Raw genomic sequence first — 17426 nt, 5'->3', positions numbered from 1 at the left:
ACGCGTCACATTAATGGTTCCGGCAGCCACGACGGGACGCCTGCAGCACCCCATCCATTTACGTCACGAATGCGTAAGCCCCGGCCGATCAACTGCGTCCATCGATCTTTAGGAATAGTCGTAAAAACGCAACGAATTCGATGTTCGACGCGACAGCGGCGCCAGAATGGCGGCCACGCCCATGGGCGCCGACCACCTCCCGCGCATGAATGGATTTCCTGCACCGCGTCGGCTTCGCCTGGCGCTCCTGGACGATCATGAAGTCGTCCGTCGCGGCACCGCCCTGCACCTGTCAGGCGATCTCCGCTTCGACATCGTCGCCAGCCACGGTTGCAGCAACGAACTGCTCTGCAGCCTGCAACGCACACCAGTGGATGTGGCCATCATCGATCTCACGCTTGCCCGTGACGACCTGGGTAGCCTCGAGCTGGTTGCGCTGCTGCGCCGGGAATTTCCGCGCACGCCATTGCTGGCCTTCGCCACGCTCTGCCCCACCACCAACCTCAACAGCCTGATCGATGCCGGACTCAACGGATTCGTCAGCAAGGCCGAACCGCTTGCTGCATTGTCCGACGCCATCGTACGTGTTTCCCAGGGCCTGACCCGGGTTCCACCGGACGTCAGGCTGGCCGGCGATCGCGGCGAGCTCAGCCGCAACGAGCGCGAAGTGCTGGGCCTGCTGCTGGAAGGCTTGACGGTCTCCGAGATCGCATTGCGGCGGCACCGCAGCATCAAGACTGTCAGCACGCAGAAGGTTGCTGTGCTGCGCAAGCTGGGATTGCGCAGCGACGTGGAAATCTACGCACTGCGCGAACGACTGGAGACACCGTGAGGCGCCAGCCGCCGTTGCGCCGCCGCTTCCTGTCCACGGGGCTGCTGGCGCTCCTTCTCCTGCCGGCTGCCTCGGCCGAAGATATCCGCTCGCCACGCTGGCTGCCGGGCAGCACTGTACGGGTCGCCACGACTCCCTCCCTGCGCCCCCTGCCCGCGGCCCTGGCCGATCCGTCATCACCGCCAACGCTCGCCCATGGCTATGCCAACCTGGTGGCGCGGCACGCCCAATTCCGTTTCCTGGAACACCCCTACCCGACAACCGCCGCATCAATCCTCGCTGTATGCCATCACGAGGCTGACCTGGTCATGGTGTTTGGCGGCGCAAGGCACCAGGCGCTGCCCTGCCCCGGCCTTGCCGCGTCCACCCCGTTCCGTGGCGGCGCCACCCTGTTGGCCGGACGCGCCGGCGAGTGGCTGCCACGGGAGATGCGCGAACTCGACGGCCGGGTCATCGCCGTCGTTGAAGGCGGGCCCTACGCCAGCTGGCTGCACGCGCATCACCCGCAGGTCCGGCTGCGGCAGCTGCCAGACCGGCATGCAGCACTGGCGGCAGTCGAAACCGGCCTGGCGGACGTGGCGATTGGCCTGGAGCCCACGCTGCGCCCCCTGGTTCGACGCCATTTCAATGGCAGCCTGCGCCTGCAGCCGTTCGATAGCGGCTTCTCCACCGACCTTTACCTGCTGGTTCGCCGGGAAGACCAGCAACTGCTTGGGCGCATCGAACAGGCATTGCGGGAGATCACACTGGAAGAGCACGCAGGCCTGCTCCACCTATGGGCAGGCCAGACCCTGCCTGCCGCGGCCGGGAATGCACTGGACTGGATGCAGGCGTCGCCCCCGCGCGGGTGGCTGCTGCTGGCCCCACTGCTGATTGCCCTGCCGCTGCTGTGGCTCGCAATGCGCCACCTCCGGGCGCGCGGTGACCGAAGCAGCGCGCATGCCATCGGCGTGATCAGCCACGAGATGCGCAACTCGGCGCAGGCCGTGCTGACCTCGATCGAGCTGCTGGGGCAATCGACATTGCCCAAGGGCGAGCGTGACCTGCTCGCCGCTGCCAGCAGCGCCAGCCAATCCCTGCGCAGCCTGTTGAATCGCGCACTGGATTTTTCGCGCCTTGCGAGCGGCGCTTTCAAGCCGCATGCGCAACCCTGCGATGCAACCCAGCTGTGCCGGCAGGCTCTGGAGGCGATCCGGCCACAGGCCCAGCGGAAAGGCCTGCAGCTGCATCTCGATGCCCAGGGCGCATCCCCGTCGAACATCCTGGTGGACGCCGATGCGCTACGCCAGATTGCCAGCAATCTATTGGCGAACGCAGTGAAGTTCAGCGATTCCGGCCGCATCGAGCTGCGCCTGCAACTGATGCCGGCGGCGCGTCCTCGGGCGCTGCTGCTGGAGGTGATCGACAGCGGCATCGGCATCGCGCCGGCGCAGGTAGCCACCCTGTTCCAGCCTTTCCAGCAAGGCAGCAGCGGACAGCGGCGTGGCGGAAGTGGGCTGGGGCTTTCCATCGCGCGCGAGCTGGCCCGCGCAATGGGCGGCGACCTCACCGTGCACAGCGTGCTGGGCCGTGGCAGTCGCTTCATCCTGCGCCTGCCGGTGTGCCCGGCTGGCACCGGCGTGGATGCCCAGGACATGCCCGTGGGCGATACGCCACTGGCCGGACTGCACCTGCTGCTGGTCGAGGACCACGAGCTCAATCGCCACGTGATCGCCGAACAGCTGCGGCGCTGGGGCGCAGAGGTGTGCGCCGTGAAAGATGCGGCCAGTGCCCTGGCCGAACAGGCACGACAGCCCCGCTCCGTTGCTCTGATCGACATTGGGTTGCCTGGCGCCGATGGTCACGTGCTGGCGCGCGAGCTACGCGGGTCTGCCGGGCGCACCGTTCGCCTGATCGCATTGTCTGCCCGCACCGGACGGCGTCATCGCGCACGCTGCCACCGCTCGGGCTTCGACGCGGTGCTGGCCAAGCCGCTGCGCGCCGCCCAGCTGCTGCCTGCGCTCGGCATTGCGCGACCAGAGGGCCCGGGCGCAGCCGCGCAGACGATTGACATGGACGCGGCCTACATCGCCGACATCCACGATGAGCTCGGCAACATGGAGCGGGTTATTGATCGAGCGGATGCATCGGCACTGGGCCATCACGCGCACCGATTGCAGGGCACGCTGCAGATGCTGGGCCAATGCGAGCATGCGGCCATCGCGGCGGAGCTGGTCGACCTGGCGCATGACGCCGCGCCGGACTGGGCCGATGCGCGGCGCCTGCTGGACGTGCTGAAGGCCGGACAGGGCTCCCGCCCAGCGGGAACCCTGCCAATGCCTTGATCAGGCGGCCAGGCGCTCGACCTGGCGACGGGTCAGGTCATTGAAGCGACCCAGCGACATCAGGTGCTGGTGGATCAGTGCCAGCCAGCCGCTGCGGTGCCACTCGACCACGGTGGCTTCCGGCAGCGCAACGAACTTCTCGACGTCCACCACCAGGAAGCCATTGAGGTTGAACTCGCGGCCATCCGGGGTACGCACGGTGGCGTTACGCTCGACCAGCAGGCCGTTGTCGGTCAGGGCCTTGGAGAAGGCCAAGGTCTGTTCGTGCTCGCGGGTGTACTGGCCGCAGAACTCCAGCGCCTGCTGCACCATTTCGGTGGCCTTGCCGTCAACGAACAGCGGCTGGCCTTCCTCGCCGCCCTTGACCACGCGCGGGCTTTCTTCGTCGATGCCCAGCAGGAAGTCATTCTCCGCGCCGGTGTCGATGAAGATGAAGGGGTGGCGGCGCAGGTAGGCCGGAATATAGGCCTCGTCTTCCCACAGGCCGTCCTTGATGAACAGGTTCTGGTCGGACACGCCGACGGCAGCCATCGGAACCGCACCGGGGCCGGCGAACAGGATCGGGAAATGATGCAGCGCCAGCGAGAACTCGCCCAGCACCAGCGGAATGGCGTTGTTGCCGGCGGCGAACTCGAGCTTGCCCGGCAGGATGCGCAGATCGGCGTGCACATCGGCCTGCAGCGGCACCGGACGGGTATAGAACAGGGGAGCGCCGCTCGGCGCCGCTTCGGTGGTGGTGTCGCTGGTGGTGGTCATCTTGGGAACCGTTCGATCATGCGCGCCTGCCATCCCGGGCACGCCAGCGGGAACAACCTGAATCCCGCATTATCAACAAGCTCGATGACAACGGCCACCCCGCCAGCGAACTATTTCAGCTGCAGGGGGTAGCGCTGCCAGAGCACGTGGACCAGGAATCCGGCCAGTTCGGTGTCGCGCGCGCTCACCGCTGCACGGATCTTGTCCAGCAGCACCATGTCGCTGCAGGAGCGCACATCGGCGTGGTTGGCCTGCCCTGCCCGGCGCGCACGATAGCGTGCGGCCCGCTGCGCATCGCTCATCGCATACCCGAACTTGGGCGGACGACCGCGCTTGCGCGGCAGGGTCAGCTCCAGGGTTCCGGGGTCTTTGTCATCACGCATGAGAGGGGTGCGGGCGGCGGCGAGCAACGGGGGGTGCGCAATTTATCGTGAGGCATCACTTTAATCCAGCTTTTTCTGCCGTTTTGTTGCATCGCAATGCAAAAAAACGCATCGCGAGGGCCCCATCCACGCATGGCGTGGATCTAGTGCAGAGCTCGCGACCCGATCACCCGGTAGATCCACGCCATGCATGGATGCGGAAACCCGAACCCACAAAAAAGGGAGCCCGCGAACGGGCTCCCCTCACCTTCTTCATGCAGCGCGCACCGGCTCGTAGCCATGCAGGTGCGCCTCGCTGCTGGCCCGCCCCTGGCTGAGCGAACGCAGCGAGGTGGTATAGCCCACCAGCTGCGCCAGCGGTGCGAAGCCACTGACCTCGGCGCGACCATCCTGATCGTCGATGCGGGCAATGCGACCATGGCGGCGGTTGAGGTCGCCGACCACATCACCCACCGACGCTGACGGCGAATGCACCGTCACCGCCATCACCGGCTCCAGCAGCTGCGTGCCGCCTTCGGCCAGCGCCGCCTTGATCGCCTCGGCGCCTGCGCGATGGAACGCCATCTCCGAGGAGTCCTTGGCATGGGTCTGGCCATCGACAAGACTGACCTCGATGCCGACCACCGGATGGCCCTGGGGGCCTTCCGACAGCGCAGCACGCACACCTTTCTCCACCGCCGCGATGAAGCTGCGCGGCACCACGCCACCGACGATGCGGTCGTTGAATACGACCTGGTCGTCTTCGCGCGGCGATACATCCAGCACCACGTGCGCGAACTGGCCCTGGCCGCCGGTCTGCTTGACCAGCCGCCCGACGACGCCGGTCATCGCACGCATCGGCGTCTCCTGGTAGGCCACGCGCGGCGCACCTACGCCTACGTCGACCTTCCATTCGCTGCGCAGGCGCTCGACCATCACCTCCAGGTGCAGTTCGCCCATGCCCCAGACCAGGGTCTCCGCCGTGTCGCGATCGGTTTCGACGCGGAACGAGGGATCTTCCTGGGCCAGGCTGGCCAAACCCTGTGCCATCCGGATCAGGTCGGCCGCACGCGCCGGCTCCAACCGCCACGCCAGCACCGGTGCCTGTGCCTGGATGTTCTCCAGGCGCAGCGGCTGCGCGCGACCGCTCAGCGTTTCACCACTGACCGCATCCTTCCAGCCCAGCACTGCAACGATGTCACCGGCCACGGCCTGTTCGATGTCGTGGGTCTGGTCGGCCTGCACCCGCACCAGGCGACTGACACGCCGCCCCTGCGGATGCTGCGAACTGGCCACCGCATCACCCACCTTCAAGGTGCCCGAGTACAGCCGCACGAAGCTCAACGCGCCGTGCTGCTGGTGGGTGATCTTGAACAGCAGGCCGGCCAGCGGACCGTCCGGGTCCGGCGGCAGCACGACCTCGCCCTCATCGCTTTCGGCGCTGACGGCAGGGCGATCCAGCGGCGACGGCAGGTAATCGACCACGGCGTCCAGCAGCGTCTCGATACCCTTGTCCTTGAACGCAGCACCGGCCAGCACGGGCACGCCCGCACCCGCCAGCGTCGCCCGGCGGATCGCCGCGCGCAGCTGCCCGGCGTCGATCACGCGACCTTCCAGCCAGGCATCGGCCAGTTGCTCATCGTGATCGGCCACGGCCTCGACCAGCGCATCGCGCTGGGCTTGCCACTGGGCCCGCGCCGCTTGGTCCCACGGGGTCACCGTGGTTGCGGCACCATCCTGCCACTGCAGCACGCGCTCATCGACCAGATCGACCCAGCCGTTGAAGCCACTTTCGCTGCCCAACGGCACGCCCAGCGCCCACGGCCGCGCCCGCAGTTTGTCCTGCAGCTGCTCCAGCACGCGCTCGAACGAAGCGCCGACGCGGTCCATCTTGTTGACGAAAGCGATCAACGGCACGCGGTGGCGACGCGCCTGGCGCCACACGGTTTCGGACTGCGGCTGCACGCCATCCACGGCCGAGAACACGGCCACGGCGCCGTCGAGCACGCGCAGTGAACGCTCGACCTCGATGGCGAAGTCGATGTGGCCGGGGGTGTCGATCAGGGTCAGCCGATGCGGCGGCAGGTCGCGCGGCGCCCACTGCGCCTGCACGGCGGCAGCGCCGATGGTGATGCCGCGTTCGCGTTCGATCGCCGAGAAATCGGTGGTCGCGTTGCCGTCGTGCACTTCACCGACGCGGTGGATCTCGCCGCTTTTCCACAGCAGGCGTTCGGTCAGCGTGGTCTTGCCGGCGTCGATGTGGGCAATGATGCCAAGGTTGCGACGACGGGAAAGGACTTGGGTGTTCATATAGAGATTCCTGCAAAGCCAACTTCAGGGGCCGCGCCCCCGGTTGGCGGCAGGGTGCGCGGCTAGCGTTCGGTCTCGGCGATCTGGTGCATGGCACGTTCTCCTTTGCGGTACTGGGTAGCGTCGGCTGGGTAGCGTCGACTGGGTAGAGTCGACTGTTAGTCGACTAACAAAAACAAAAAGAGCGCCCCGGGGGGCGCTCTGTCGAAGGTCCAGCGATGGCCGCTTCAACGGCCTCGTGGGGCTCCAGGCAGACACGCCCGTTCCGCGTTGGCGCGGGTCAGGGTGAAAAACTTCAGGAGCGGCATCCGGTTCATGGGGCGCATTCTAGACCTGCCAATCTGGCGCGCAAGTGAATATTGCAAACATAAATGGAACGATGAGGCCGACAATGATCGGAGTCAGATCCCTTTGCCCCTGGACAAAGGGATCTGACCCCTCTCAGCCTTTACTTGCAGCCGTGCAGCGTGCGCGCCTCGGCCACGGTCGCCGCCTGGTCATCCCCCATCGAAATCCACCCCTTCAGCGACGTCGCCGGGTCAATGTGCGGCAGCTGCGGGCCACCATGGATCAGCACCTCGGTCCAGCTCCCCACCGGCGCCAGTTCGGACAGGCGTGCCGCCTGGTCATCCTCGGTGCTGAACGTGTCGTCCGGGCTCGCCGGGGGCGTCATGTTCACGGTCTCGGTCTTGCGGGAATGCACACGCAGCGCGCCGCCCGGCATGCGCTGGGTGGTGACGTCGTAGCGCTCGATACCGTACGCCCAATGGCTTTCACCAATGCTGCGGGTCTCGCTTCCGTCATCCGCCACAGCCACCACCTCGCCCGCCGGCCCGACCACGCCCGCGACAGCACCCAGGCCGGACATCAGCGCCTGGTAGACGATCATCTGCCGCTGCTCGGTGCTCAACGCAGCGGCCTTGAGCTTGGCAGGGGGAATCTGCAGGTATGCCGCCTCCTTGCAAAGCACCAGCACCTGCTGGTCATCCCAACTCACGGACATTTCCTCGCTGGCGAAGTACTGCGTCCGGATGGACGCAACAGGAGAACCCGCGCCAGCGGAATGCCGTATCTCGATCAGCGAGGCATTCTCCGCCGCATCGGTCAGCGAAACCGGAGAGGTGGAAGCCGCAGTCGCAGCGCCTGCGAAGCCAACCAACACGGCCAGCAGCGTGCCGCGCGAAATGCTACAGATCATTGCATCAGTCCATTGAGGGAATACCGGTCAGACATGATACGCGGCGACGGCAGCAGATCCGGACTACGTCACCACCACCAACGGCACCCCGCGCCGCGGATGCTCCAGCACCACCACATCCTGCTGATAGACCCGCTGCAGGTTGTCTTCGGTGAGCACCTGCAGCGGCGTGCCATCGGCGGCCACCCTGCCCTGTTCCAGCAACACGATGCGGTCGGCATAGCCGGCGGCCAGGTTCAGATCGTGCAGCACCACGATCACGCACGCACCGGCTTCGGCACAGGCACGCACACTGCGCAACGTACGCTCCTGGTGGCGCAGATCCAGCGCCGCGGTCGGTTCATCAAGCAACAGCAGCGGCGTGTCCTGCGCCAGCACGCGCGCGAACGTGGTCCGGGCGGACTCGCCACCGGACAGCTGCTGCACTTCGCGCAGGCGTAGCGCCTGCAGTTCGGCGGCATCGATGGCAGCTTCCACCCGTGCATCGTCCACACGCGGATCCGGCGAATGCGGCAACCGTCCCATCGCCACCACTTCTTCCACGCTGAAGGCGAAGCGCACGCCATGTTCCTGCGGCATCACCGCGCGCTCGCGTGCCAGCGGCCCCGCCTTGTAACTGGCCAACGGCTTGCCCAGCAGGCTCACCTCCCCCGCATCGGCGCGCAGGTCACCGGCCGCCACCGCCAGCAACGTAGACTTGCCCGCGCCGTTCGGGCCAACCAGCGCGGTCACCGTGCCCGGCTCGAACGCCAGCGAGATGCCATGCAGGATCTCGCGCTGCTGGCGGCGCACCACCACCTCGTGCAGTTTCAGCAGCACGCTCATGGCGCCGCCTTGCGGCGCTGCTGCAGCACCAGCCACAGGAAGAACGGCGCACCCAGCGCGGCCGAGAACAGGCCCAGCGGAATCTCCGCAGGTGGATCGAGCGTGCGTGCGGCGGTGTCGGCCACCACGATCAGCAGCGCACCGAGCAGCCCGGACAACGGCAGCAGCCAGCGATGACCCGGGCCGACCAGCAGTCGCGCCACGTGCGGCACCACCAGGCCGACGAAGCTGATCGAGCCCGCGAACGCCACCGCTGCGCCCACCAGCAGCGCACTGAACGCGACCAGGCGACGCCGCGTACGGGTCACGTCCAGCCCCAGGTGCTGCGCCTGGCGCTCACCCAGCGCCAGCATGTCCAGCGGCGTGGCCAGTCGCTGCAGCGCAAACACGCCGAGCGCAAACAGCGGCACCACCGCGACCACGTCGGCCCAGTTGGCGCGCGCCAGCGAGCCCATCTGCCAGAACACCAGCGACTGCAGCTCGCTTTCGCTGGCGATGTAAGTAAGGAACCCAATCAGCGCCGAGCAGAACGCGGCCATCGCGATGCCGACCAGCAGCAGCGTGGCATTCCCACTGCCTTTGCCGGGCCGGGCCAGCGCATAGGTCAGGCCGATCGCCAGCGCGCCGCCGACGAAGGCTGCCAGCGGCACCAGCCAGCCGGCCGCACCGGCAGCGCCGAGAACAATGGCAGCCACCGCACCCAGCGCAGCACCCTGGCTGACACCGACGATGCCGGGGTCGGCCAGCGGATTGCCAAACAGGCCCTGCAGGCTGGCACCGGCCATCGCCAGCGACGCACCGACCATCGCGCCCAACAGGGCGCGCGGAATGCGCAACTGCCAGACCACGGCCAGATCACGGCTGCTGACTGCCCCTGGGTCAAGCAGGCCCAGCTTCACCGCAAGCGCCTGCATCACCTCCAGCGGCGGCAACCGCAACGGACCCACGGCGAACGACGCCAGCACTGCCCCCAGCAGTGCCAGCAACGCCACCATCAACATCGTCCGCCCGCGACGGCGGCGCCGATCCGCCGGACTCATGCCTTCGGCAAGGCTGCCAGGGCCTTGGCCAGCGCCAGCGCGCCCGCACCAGAACCCACGCTGGTGTACTTCAGCTGCACATCCGGCATCACCCAGACCCGATTGGCCTGCCCGGCCGGCGTCTGCTTCAGCGTCGGGTACGCCTTCCACAGGCCTTCGGCACCGCCGAACAGCCGCAGGTCATGCTCGGTCACCAGGATCACCTCCGGTGCCGCGGCGACCACCCCCTCGTTGCTCAGCTGCGAGTAGTTCTTCACCCCGGCCTCGGTGCCGATGTTGATGCCGCCGGCCAGCGCGATCAGCTGCGCTGACGCGCTGTCGGCACCGGCAACAGTGGGCGAGCCGCCAGCGCCGGTGGCCGATACGTGGATCAGTCGTGGCGCATGGCCCAGGCCCTTGCCAATCGCTGCAGCCTCGTCGAGCTGGCGCTGCACCTGCGTGGCCAATGTTTGCCCCGCTTCGGCCAGCCCTAGTGCGGCGGCGACCTTGCGCACCTTGTCCGGGGCCGGCTGCAGATCATCGATGACCACCGCCGGCTCACCGACTTCGCGCAGCTTTTTGGCCAGCTCGGTGTGGCGGCGCAGGCTGTTGCCGAGGAACAGCGAGCCCTGCAGGCTCAGCACGCCCTCCACGCCGGTGGTGCGGTTGAACAGGAACTGGTGCGGCGCGGCCAGGCCGGCCTGGGTGGTGGTGTTGGTCGGCGCGGCGAATACCTGCGTGCCCAGCCCCAGTGCTTCGATCACCGCGATGACGTCGTCGCCACCGGCAATGATCCGGCTGGTATCGGTCACCTCGATATCGGCGCCGTCATCGGAATGCACCTTGGCCGGCAGCACCGCCTTCTGGTCATGCACGGCCGGCAGCTCGGCACCGGCCACGCGCTGCCAGCCTGCCGGCAACGCGGTTTCGGCAGCGGCCGGTGCGGCGGGCGGCTCGGCGGCCTTCTGGCCATCAGGCGGTGTCGACGCGCCGCCACAGGCGGCCAGTACCAGCGAAACAGCCAACGGAAGCGCACACAGGCGCAGACGGGACGCGATGTTCATGCTCGTTCTCCTTGCTGGCAGGGCGGCGCGCACGCCGCCCCACCGTGTGACTTACTGCTTCGGGGTGATGCGGGTGATGCGGTCACCCTTCGGGTCCTCAGCGCCGCGCGACTTGTTCACCGCGAACACGTTGCCCTTGCCATCGGCGCGGACGTGGTTCGGCAGCGTGCCGCCATCAAGATTGGCGACCACCTTGCCGTCACCATTCACCACGGTGACCGTGCCAGCGCCACGGTTGCTGACATAGGCCAGGCCGGAGGCATCATCGAAGGCGACGTTCAGCGCACCGGCGCCGACCGGCACGTCATGCAGCACCTTGCCGGCAGCCACGTCGACGATCAGCAGGTTGTCGGTGCCCTGCGAGGCGACGTAAAGGCGGTTGCGTGCCGCATCGAAGGCCACGCCCGAGGCACTGATCGAATTGCCCAGATCGATGACCTTCTCGACCTTGCCGCTGGCCACATCGATCACCGCCGCTTCCGGGGTGCCGATGCTGACGGTGAACAGCTTGCCGCCCTTCTCGTCCAGTACCAGGCTCATCGGGGTGAACGTGCCGTCGTCCACGCCGGATTCCAGCGTCACTGCCGGCAGCTCCTTGAAGGTCCTGGCGTCGAACACCGACAGGTGGTCCTCGCCCGTGGCCGAGGCGAACACCTTGCCGCGGGTGCCATCGACCACCACGTCGCGCGCGTGCGGCACAGTGTCGGCCGGGAACTGGTGGACCAGCGACAGGTCCTTCTGCCGGTAGACCGCGATCGAGTTCTGGCGGGTGTTGGTCACCCAGACATTGCCGTTGGTGTCATCCACGCCCACGCCGTAGACCGCGTACACCGCACCATTGGTGCTGCCCGGCACCTGCGCCGGGGTGATCGCCCTGGTCACCTTCAGCGACGTCGGGTCCAGCTTCAGCAGCTGCGACTGGGTCACCGGCGGGCGACCCACCGCCGAGGTCACGAACACTGCGTTGCTGGCGGCACTGTAGGCGGACTGGTACAGGCCCGGCACCAGCTTGCTGGACCGGGTGGCGAACTGCGCCTGGCCGGACAGCGGCAACTGCGGCGACACGCGCAGCTTCAGCACCGTGGCCGCAGCCGGCTGGCTGGCGCGCACCACCACCGGGTGGGTGCCCGGCACCGCGTTGGCCGGAATGCTCAGCTGGGTCTTGAAGTTGCCATCGGCATCGACCACCACCGGCTGTGCGTTGAGCACGCTGTCGCCACGCAGCAGGCTGACCTTCTGGCCCGGCACGAAACCACGGCCGACCACGTCGGCGGTGCTGCCGGGAACCACGTTCTCACCGCGTGAGACGACCTCACCCTTGAAGGTGGCGTTGGCCGGCTGGTCGAACACCGGCTGCGCGGTGGCGGTCACTGCCAGCAGCAGGCCGGCAGCGAGAGAGGTAAGACGGAGAGACGGACGGAACGACATGGCAGGCTCCTTGCACACGTAGGCCGCGCCACGTGGCGCGGGGGTCATCGGTTGCCTGGGCCGCTGCACGTCGGCAGCCTCGCCTGGGTAGTGGGGTCGCACGGCAGCGCGTGCGAAGGGATTCATTCGGCGGCGTTGTCACCGCCATTGGGCGCGCCATCGCCGGCGCTGCGATCGGTCACGCCGTACAGCTCATGCAGCGCCGCATGGAAGGACGCCGGCAGCATCGGGCCGTGGCCAAGGCCGGGGAACTCGCGGTACTGCACGCTCAGGCCCGGCACCTTGCCCAAGCGCTCGGACAGCTGCATCGCCGCATCCGGGGTGGCGCCACCGATGCGGCGCAGGTGCGCGACCACGCGCGGATTGTTCATGTCGCGCTTGCCGCGATCACCGACACGCTCGGCACCGCCCAGCATCAGCCAGAGCCTTGCCGGTTGGCCGTGCACGTTCTGCACGAACTGTTGTTCCGGATCCCCCAGCGCCGCACCCTGGCTCCACCACAGCGACGGGCTGGCGGCCAGATAGGACTGGAAGGCGGCCGGACGCGTGTACAGCGCATTGAGCACGAACAATCCACCCAGTGAGTGGCCCCACAGCGCTTGCTGCTGCGTGTCGATGCGTGCGCGACGCTCCACTTCCGGCTTGATGCGGCGCTCGATCACATCCAGGAACGCGGCAGCCCCACCGCCAACCGCCTGGGTCGTACCGCTCTCGTCGTCGGCACGGTCGATCCATGCGGTGTAGTCGCGGGTGCGCGCCTTGGAATCGATGCGCAGGTCGTTGTCGTAGCCGATCAGCACCAGCACCGGCGGCGCCTTGCGCGCGGCCAGCTCGGCCAGCAACGGCTGATCCAGGACCATCGCGACGGCGTTGCCGTCCAGCGCGTACAGCACCGGAGAGGGCACCTTGCCGGCCTTGGCCGGGATCGCCAGGTTCACCCGCCAACGGCGCTGCTGGTCCGGGCTGTCCACCACGAAATGCTCGAAGCGATAGCTGGCCGCCGGCTCGTCGAGCACGGTGCGGCCGATCTTCTGCAGCGGGTTGCGCTGCTGTGCATGGGCATATGGGGTGACCAGGAGCAGACCCATCATCAAGGCGACCAGGCCGCGGGCCAGCGGACCACGGCGCGAAGGCGGAACAAAGTGCTTCATCAGCGGCGGCAGAAGCGGCCCAGGGCCGCCGGTTCACAAGGGACCGCAGTCTACCTTAAACGCGAATGATTATCACATCGATCAAACGTCACGCTGTGTATCACGCGCGCGCATGCCCGGGTTGCGCAAGGGGCAGCAATTCCCCTATTTTGCCGCCCATCGGGGCATTGGATCGCCCCGCTTCCAGCGCAGCCATGGATGGCGGGCACTTGCCGCCATCCGGGTCGCGTTCATCTGCACACAACCGGCATGGGATTGGATCCCATGATTGTGAGACTCCCTTGAAGCACACCACCCTGATCGCCCTCTCCCTCGGCCTGCTTGCGCCGCTGGCCGCCCATGCCGCACAGGACCTGCCAACGCTCTACCAGGCCTTTGAAGAAGCCGGCAATTCGTCACTGGGCATGGACCAACTCAACCAGACGGTGACATTCACTGCCGTAGCCCTGAGCGTTTCCAGCAACCTGGCGGGCGAGCCGCTGATCGAGGCCGGCGACGACCAGGGCAATGTCCTGGCCCGACTGACCAGCGACGACGAACAGCAGGCGGCCAAGCTGGGCGCACTGGAAGAAGGCGCGACGTTCACCGCCAGCTGCACGCTGCAGTTCAGTTCCGGCACGGACTACCTGTCCTTCGGCGACTGCACCATCAAGTAAAGACGAAGCCGGCGAAATGCCGGCTTCTTTTCTTTGCCTCTTGTGGAGTCGAGCCATGCTCGACTCGCGAAATGTCACGGCCCCGAAGGCACCGGACCATAAGCATTTTCCTGCGGCGTGCCCGGCAGCAGCGCGAATACGAAGATCACCAGGCCGCCGAACGGAACGAAGGCCAGCAGGTACATCCAGCCCGACTGGTTGCAGTCGTGCAGGCGGCGCACGGTGACGGCGATGACCGGCACGAACGTGGCCAGCCAGAACACGACAAACAGGATGATCGACGCGATGCCCAGGACGTCGGACTGCATCACCAGCCCGGCAACGAGCGGCACCATCAGGACGGCGGAGACGATCAGCATGAACAGCTGGAACATCCAGTACTCACGACGGTTGGCACGCCCCTCGAACTGGGCGTAGCGCTGCAACGGCAGAATCATTTCCTGCACGGCATCAATCCTTGAAAAAGTGGCCGCGCAGTGTGCCAAAGACCGGCGCCGGGAACAATGTGGAGCCGAGCCATGCTCGGCTGCCATTGGCCCTGTAGAGCCGAGCCCATGCTCGGCTGCCATTGGCCCTGTAGAGCCGAGCCCATGCTCGGCTGCCGTTGCCGCAGGCGCTGCTGGCCCGGTCCAGAGCGGAGTCGAGCGCGGCTCGACGCTACATAAACCGGGTCAGCGACCCTTTGCCGCCCTCGCCGCTTCGCGCTCGGCACGCAGCCGGTCCAGCTTTTCCTTCAGCTTGATTTCCAGGCCACGCGGCACCGGGTTGTAGTACACCCGTTCGCCCATCGCATCCGGGAAACCCGTCTGGTCCAGCGCGATGCCACCCTCGGCGTCATGGTCGTACTGGTACTCGGCGCCGTAGCCGAGCTCCTTCATCAGCTTGGTCGGTGCATTGCGCAGGTGCAGCGGCACTTCTTCGGTACCACTCTCGCGCACGTCGGCCTTGGCCTGGTTGAAGGCGGCATAGCCGGCGTTCGACTTGGCGGTGCTGGCCAGGTAGAGCACCAGCTGGGCGAACGCCAGCTCGCCTTCCGGGCTGCCCAGCCGCTCGTAGATGTCCCAGGCTTCCAGCGCCATGCTCTGCGCGCGCGGATCGGCCAGGCCGATATCCTCGATGGCCATGCGGGTCAACCGGCGCGCCAGGTAGGACGGGTCGCAGCCACCATCGAGCATGCGGGTCAGCCAGTACAGCGCGGCATCCGGGTTGGAGCTGCGTACCGACTTGTGCAGCGCCGAGATCTGGTCGTAGAACTGCTCGCCGCCCTTGTCGAAGCGACGGGTGCGATCGGCCAGCACCTGGGCCAGGGTCTGCGGCGTGATGCGACCGCCCTCGCCGCCCGCCAGTTCGGCGGCGATTTCCAACAGGGTCAGCGCACGGCGCACATCACCATCGGCAGCGGTGGCGATTTCCAGAAGCAGTTCGGGGGCGACCTCGATGCCCTCCTCGCCCAGTCCGCGCTCGCGATCACCCAGCGCACGTTCCAGCGCCTCGACGATGTCGGTGGGCGAAACGCCTTCCAGGACATGCACGCGGCAACGCGACAGCAATGCGGAATTCAACTCGAACGACGGATTCTCGGTGGTGGCACCGACGAACAGGATCGTGCCGCGCTCGATGTGCGGCAGGAAGGCGTCCTGCTGCGCCTTGTTGAAGCGATGCACCTCATCCACGAACAGCACGGTGCGGCGGCCTTCGGCGAAACGCTGCGCGGCCTCGGCCAACACCTGGCGCACCTCCGGCAGGCCGGAGAGCACGGCGGAGATGGCACGGAATTCTGCGTCGGAGTATTCGGCCAGCAACAGCGCCAGCGTGGTCTTGCCACACCCTGGCGGCCCCCACAGGATCATTGAATGCACGCGACCGGACTCGACCGCGCGACGCAGCGCGCTGTCCGGCGCCAGCAGGCGCTTCTGCCCAACCATTTCGTCGAGAGTGCGCGGACGCATGCGCTCGGCCAGCGGGCGCAGGTGTTCCCGATCGACGCTCAGCAGATCGGGACCAGGGAAGGAAGTTGAACGATGTCTTGCCACCCGGTCATTGTACCGCGCCGCCCAACGGTAGCGCCGGGCCGTGCCCGGCGGGCGGGACGCGATGTCTGGTAGTGCCGGCCGCTGGCCGGCAGCCCCGCGATGTGTCGGAAATGAACCGAAGCCGGCGCAGCCAATCCACCGGTAAGCCGCTGATTCACATGGAGCATGCTTTCGCGGGGCCCTTGTGTCCTCATCAGTAACCGAGAATTTGGAACTCAACCATTCAGGACCCATTCGTGCGCGATCCCGAATCCAATGTCTTTGAGTTCATTGCTGGCTGCGCGGTCGATGCGGACATCTACTATCTGGCTGCAGCCCTTGGCCCTGGGCATGAATACTACGACCCGGATCCCGGCCCACCCACCCGCATGTTCGTCTTTGGCCGCACCCCCAAAGAGGAGTGGTTCTACCATGACCTGCAGGACTTCCAGGTCATGTCCACAGAGCTTGTCCCAGAGGAAGAAGGCGGTCGCCCCCGTCGTGTGCTTGCCCTTGATTTCTATGGGCAGCTGGAAGATTACTCCCGTGCTGGGGCCACGATCGAGTACGTCTCGGCGGAAGGCGCCGACTTCCCCGGAGGTCTTACCCGTTTGCGACTGCTGGGCGACGCCCTTTTCTGCGCGGGCCCAAGAGGACAGATCTATCATCGGGGCGACGGCGGATGGCGGCAGCTTCCAACCCAATTCGCGACTGCCTTCTGCGAGGAGGACGAAGACGAGTCGGATCTGGATGACTTCGACAGTTGGCTCGAAGATTTCGGCCACCTGCTCGAACTGGGCGATGCTCCCGCACTTCCTCGAGATCCGATGGAACGCGACGCAGAGCTTCGCCGGAGATTCGCCGATTGGCGCGCCCACATGACCCATGTCCGGGAGGATGAGCGATTCAACCAGCTACTCGCTGAGTTCCGCGTGGGCAGCGTGAACGACCTCTGCGGAACGGGCTTTGCTGACCTCTACGCAATCGGCTCCCAAGGCTTGATTGCGCACTGGGATGGCTCGAGCTGGACCGTGCCCGAACAAGTCACTACTGCGGAGCTGCTTCATGCTTGCAGGACCGACCAGGGCCGCCTCGTCCTTGTAGGAATGCACGGCACCATCGTTACGGGCGACATCTCCACTGGATTCGAGTGCCTCCAACACGAAGTCGGCGAAGGCATCAACTTCAACTCTGCGTGCCAGTACAAGCAACAGGTTTACATCGGCTCGGAGAATGGCGGCCTCTACGTCTACAGTCTAGAAACCGGCGTAGTTGAACCGTTGCTGGAAGGCATCCCCGAAGAACTGAGAGATGCAACGATTGTTGATATCAGTTCCGTCGGTAGCGTGCTGTGGGTGCTGACGCCCTGGGACCTGATTCGATTTGATGGCACCGCGTGGCAGGTGATCGTTCACCCGGACAACGGATGAGCTGGCCGAGCGCGTGCCAACCAAGGTTGGCACCCACCAGAGCGGGTCAGGTCGGATTG

At 66.7% G+C, this 17426-nt stretch carries 15 protein-coding genes; 4 read left to right on the top strand and 11 right to left on the bottom strand.

Going from position 1 to position 17426, the window contains the following annotated elements; all coding sequences use genetic code 11:
* Positions 1-181: 181 nt before the first annotated feature.
* Positions 182-832, top strand: a complete 651-nt coding sequence (locus AC5P56_RS09865) for a response regulator transcription factor (protein ID WP_232503899.1) — start codon at positions 182-184, stop codon at positions 830-832.
* Positions 829-3156 carry an ATP-binding protein gene (locus AC5P56_RS09860; protein ID WP_495231564.1) on the top strand — a complete coding sequence of 776 codons (2328 nt, stop codon included), beginning with the start codon at positions 829-831 and terminating at the stop codon, positions 3154-3156. Before AC5P56_RS09865 ends, AC5P56_RS09860 begins: the two co-directional genes overlap by 4 nt.
* Here AC5P56_RS09860 and AC5P56_RS09855 read toward each other — a convergent pair whose 3' ends face one another.
* The 9 genes from AC5P56_RS09855 to AC5P56_RS09815 all read right to left on the bottom strand — a co-directional run bounded on the left by AC5P56_RS09855 (position 3157) and on the right by AC5P56_RS09815 (position 13269).
* Positions 3157-3912, bottom strand: coding sequence for a SapC family protein (locus tag AC5P56_RS09855; protein WP_032961063.1), 756 nt, complete (start codon positions 3910-3912; stop codon positions 3157-3159).
* A 110-nt stretch (positions 3913-4022) separates the two neighbouring features.
* Entirely contained in the window at positions 4023-4295 is a 273-nt protein-coding gene (locus tag AC5P56_RS09850) for a hypothetical protein (protein ID WP_005409616.1), read from the bottom strand.
* A gap of 252 nt (positions 4296-4547) precedes the next feature.
* A complete protein-coding gene (gene fusA, locus AC5P56_RS09845) occupies positions 4548-6584 on the bottom strand; it encodes an elongation factor G (protein ID WP_014647099.1) in 2037 nt (678 codons plus the stop codon).
* A 448-nt stretch (positions 6585-7032) separates the two neighbouring features.
* Positions 7033-7782 carry a hypothetical protein gene (locus AC5P56_RS09840; protein ID WP_262093987.1) on the bottom strand — a complete coding sequence of 250 codons (750 nt, stop codon included), beginning with the start codon at positions 7780-7782 and terminating at the stop codon, positions 7033-7035.
* Positions 7783-7845: 63 nt separating this feature from the next.
* The gene (locus AC5P56_RS09835; RefSeq protein ID WP_111206864.1) at positions 7846-8607 is read right to left on the bottom strand and encodes a heme ABC transporter ATP-binding protein; all 762 of its coding nucleotides are present in this window, start codon (positions 8605-8607) and stop codon (positions 7846-7848) included.
* Positions 8604-9647: a FecCD family ABC transporter permease gene (locus tag AC5P56_RS09830; RefSeq protein ID WP_288496374.1), complete on the bottom strand. Its 1044-nt coding sequence runs from the start codon at positions 9645-9647 to the stop codon at positions 8604-8606. The genes AC5P56_RS09835 and AC5P56_RS09830 overlap by 4 nt, the downstream gene beginning before the upstream one ends.
* A complete protein-coding gene (locus tag AC5P56_RS09825; RefSeq protein ID WP_014647095.1) occupies positions 9644-10690 on the bottom strand; it encodes a heme/hemin ABC transporter substrate-binding protein in 1047 nt (348 codons plus the stop codon). Before AC5P56_RS09825 ends, AC5P56_RS09830 begins: the two co-directional genes overlap by 4 nt.
* A 51-nt stretch (positions 10691-10741) precedes the next feature.
* On the bottom strand, positions 10742-12118 hold the full coding sequence (locus tag AC5P56_RS09820) for a YncE family protein (protein ID WP_262225156.1): 1377 nt from the start codon (positions 12116-12118) through the stop codon (positions 10742-10744).
* A gap of 122 nt (positions 12119-12240) precedes the next feature.
* A complete protein-coding gene (locus AC5P56_RS09815) occupies positions 12241-13269 on the bottom strand; it encodes an alpha/beta hydrolase (protein ID WP_495231563.1) in 1029 nt (342 codons plus the stop codon).
* Between the two features lie 281 nt (positions 13270-13550).
* On the opposite strand from AC5P56_RS09815, the gene AC5P56_RS09810 reads away from it, so the two are divergent.
* Positions 13551-13925 (top strand): hypothetical protein, encoded by a 375-nt coding sequence (locus AC5P56_RS09810; protein WP_014647092.1) that lies wholly within the window; start codon positions 13551-13553, stop codon positions 13923-13925.
* A gap of 74 nt (positions 13926-13999) precedes the next feature.
* Here AC5P56_RS09810 and AC5P56_RS09805 read toward each other — a convergent pair whose 3' ends face one another.
* Positions 14000-14371: a DUF805 domain-containing protein gene (locus tag AC5P56_RS09805; RefSeq protein ID WP_111206867.1), complete on the bottom strand. Its 372-nt coding sequence runs from the start codon at positions 14369-14371 to the stop codon at positions 14000-14002.
* A gap of 225 nt (positions 14372-14596) precedes the next feature.
* On the bottom strand, positions 14597-15874 hold the full coding sequence (locus AC5P56_RS09800) for a replication-associated recombination protein A (protein ID WP_229767350.1): 1278 nt from the start codon (positions 15872-15874) through the stop codon (positions 14597-14599).
* 320 nt (positions 15875-16194) lie between these two features.
* Here AC5P56_RS09800 and AC5P56_RS09795 point away from each other — a divergent pair, with 320 nt between their 5' ends.
* Positions 16195-17367 carry a hypothetical protein gene (locus tag AC5P56_RS09795; protein WP_495231562.1) on the top strand — a complete coding sequence of 391 codons (1173 nt, stop codon included), beginning with the start codon at positions 16195-16197 and terminating at the stop codon, positions 17365-17367.
* Positions 17368-17426: the final 59 nt, after the last annotated feature.

It is taken from the genome of Stenotrophomonas sp. YJH_SMC_131 (assembly GCF_059367975.1).
Note: the sequence above shows the minus strand (reverse complement) of the source record. Positions and strands in the feature narration are given on the sequence as shown.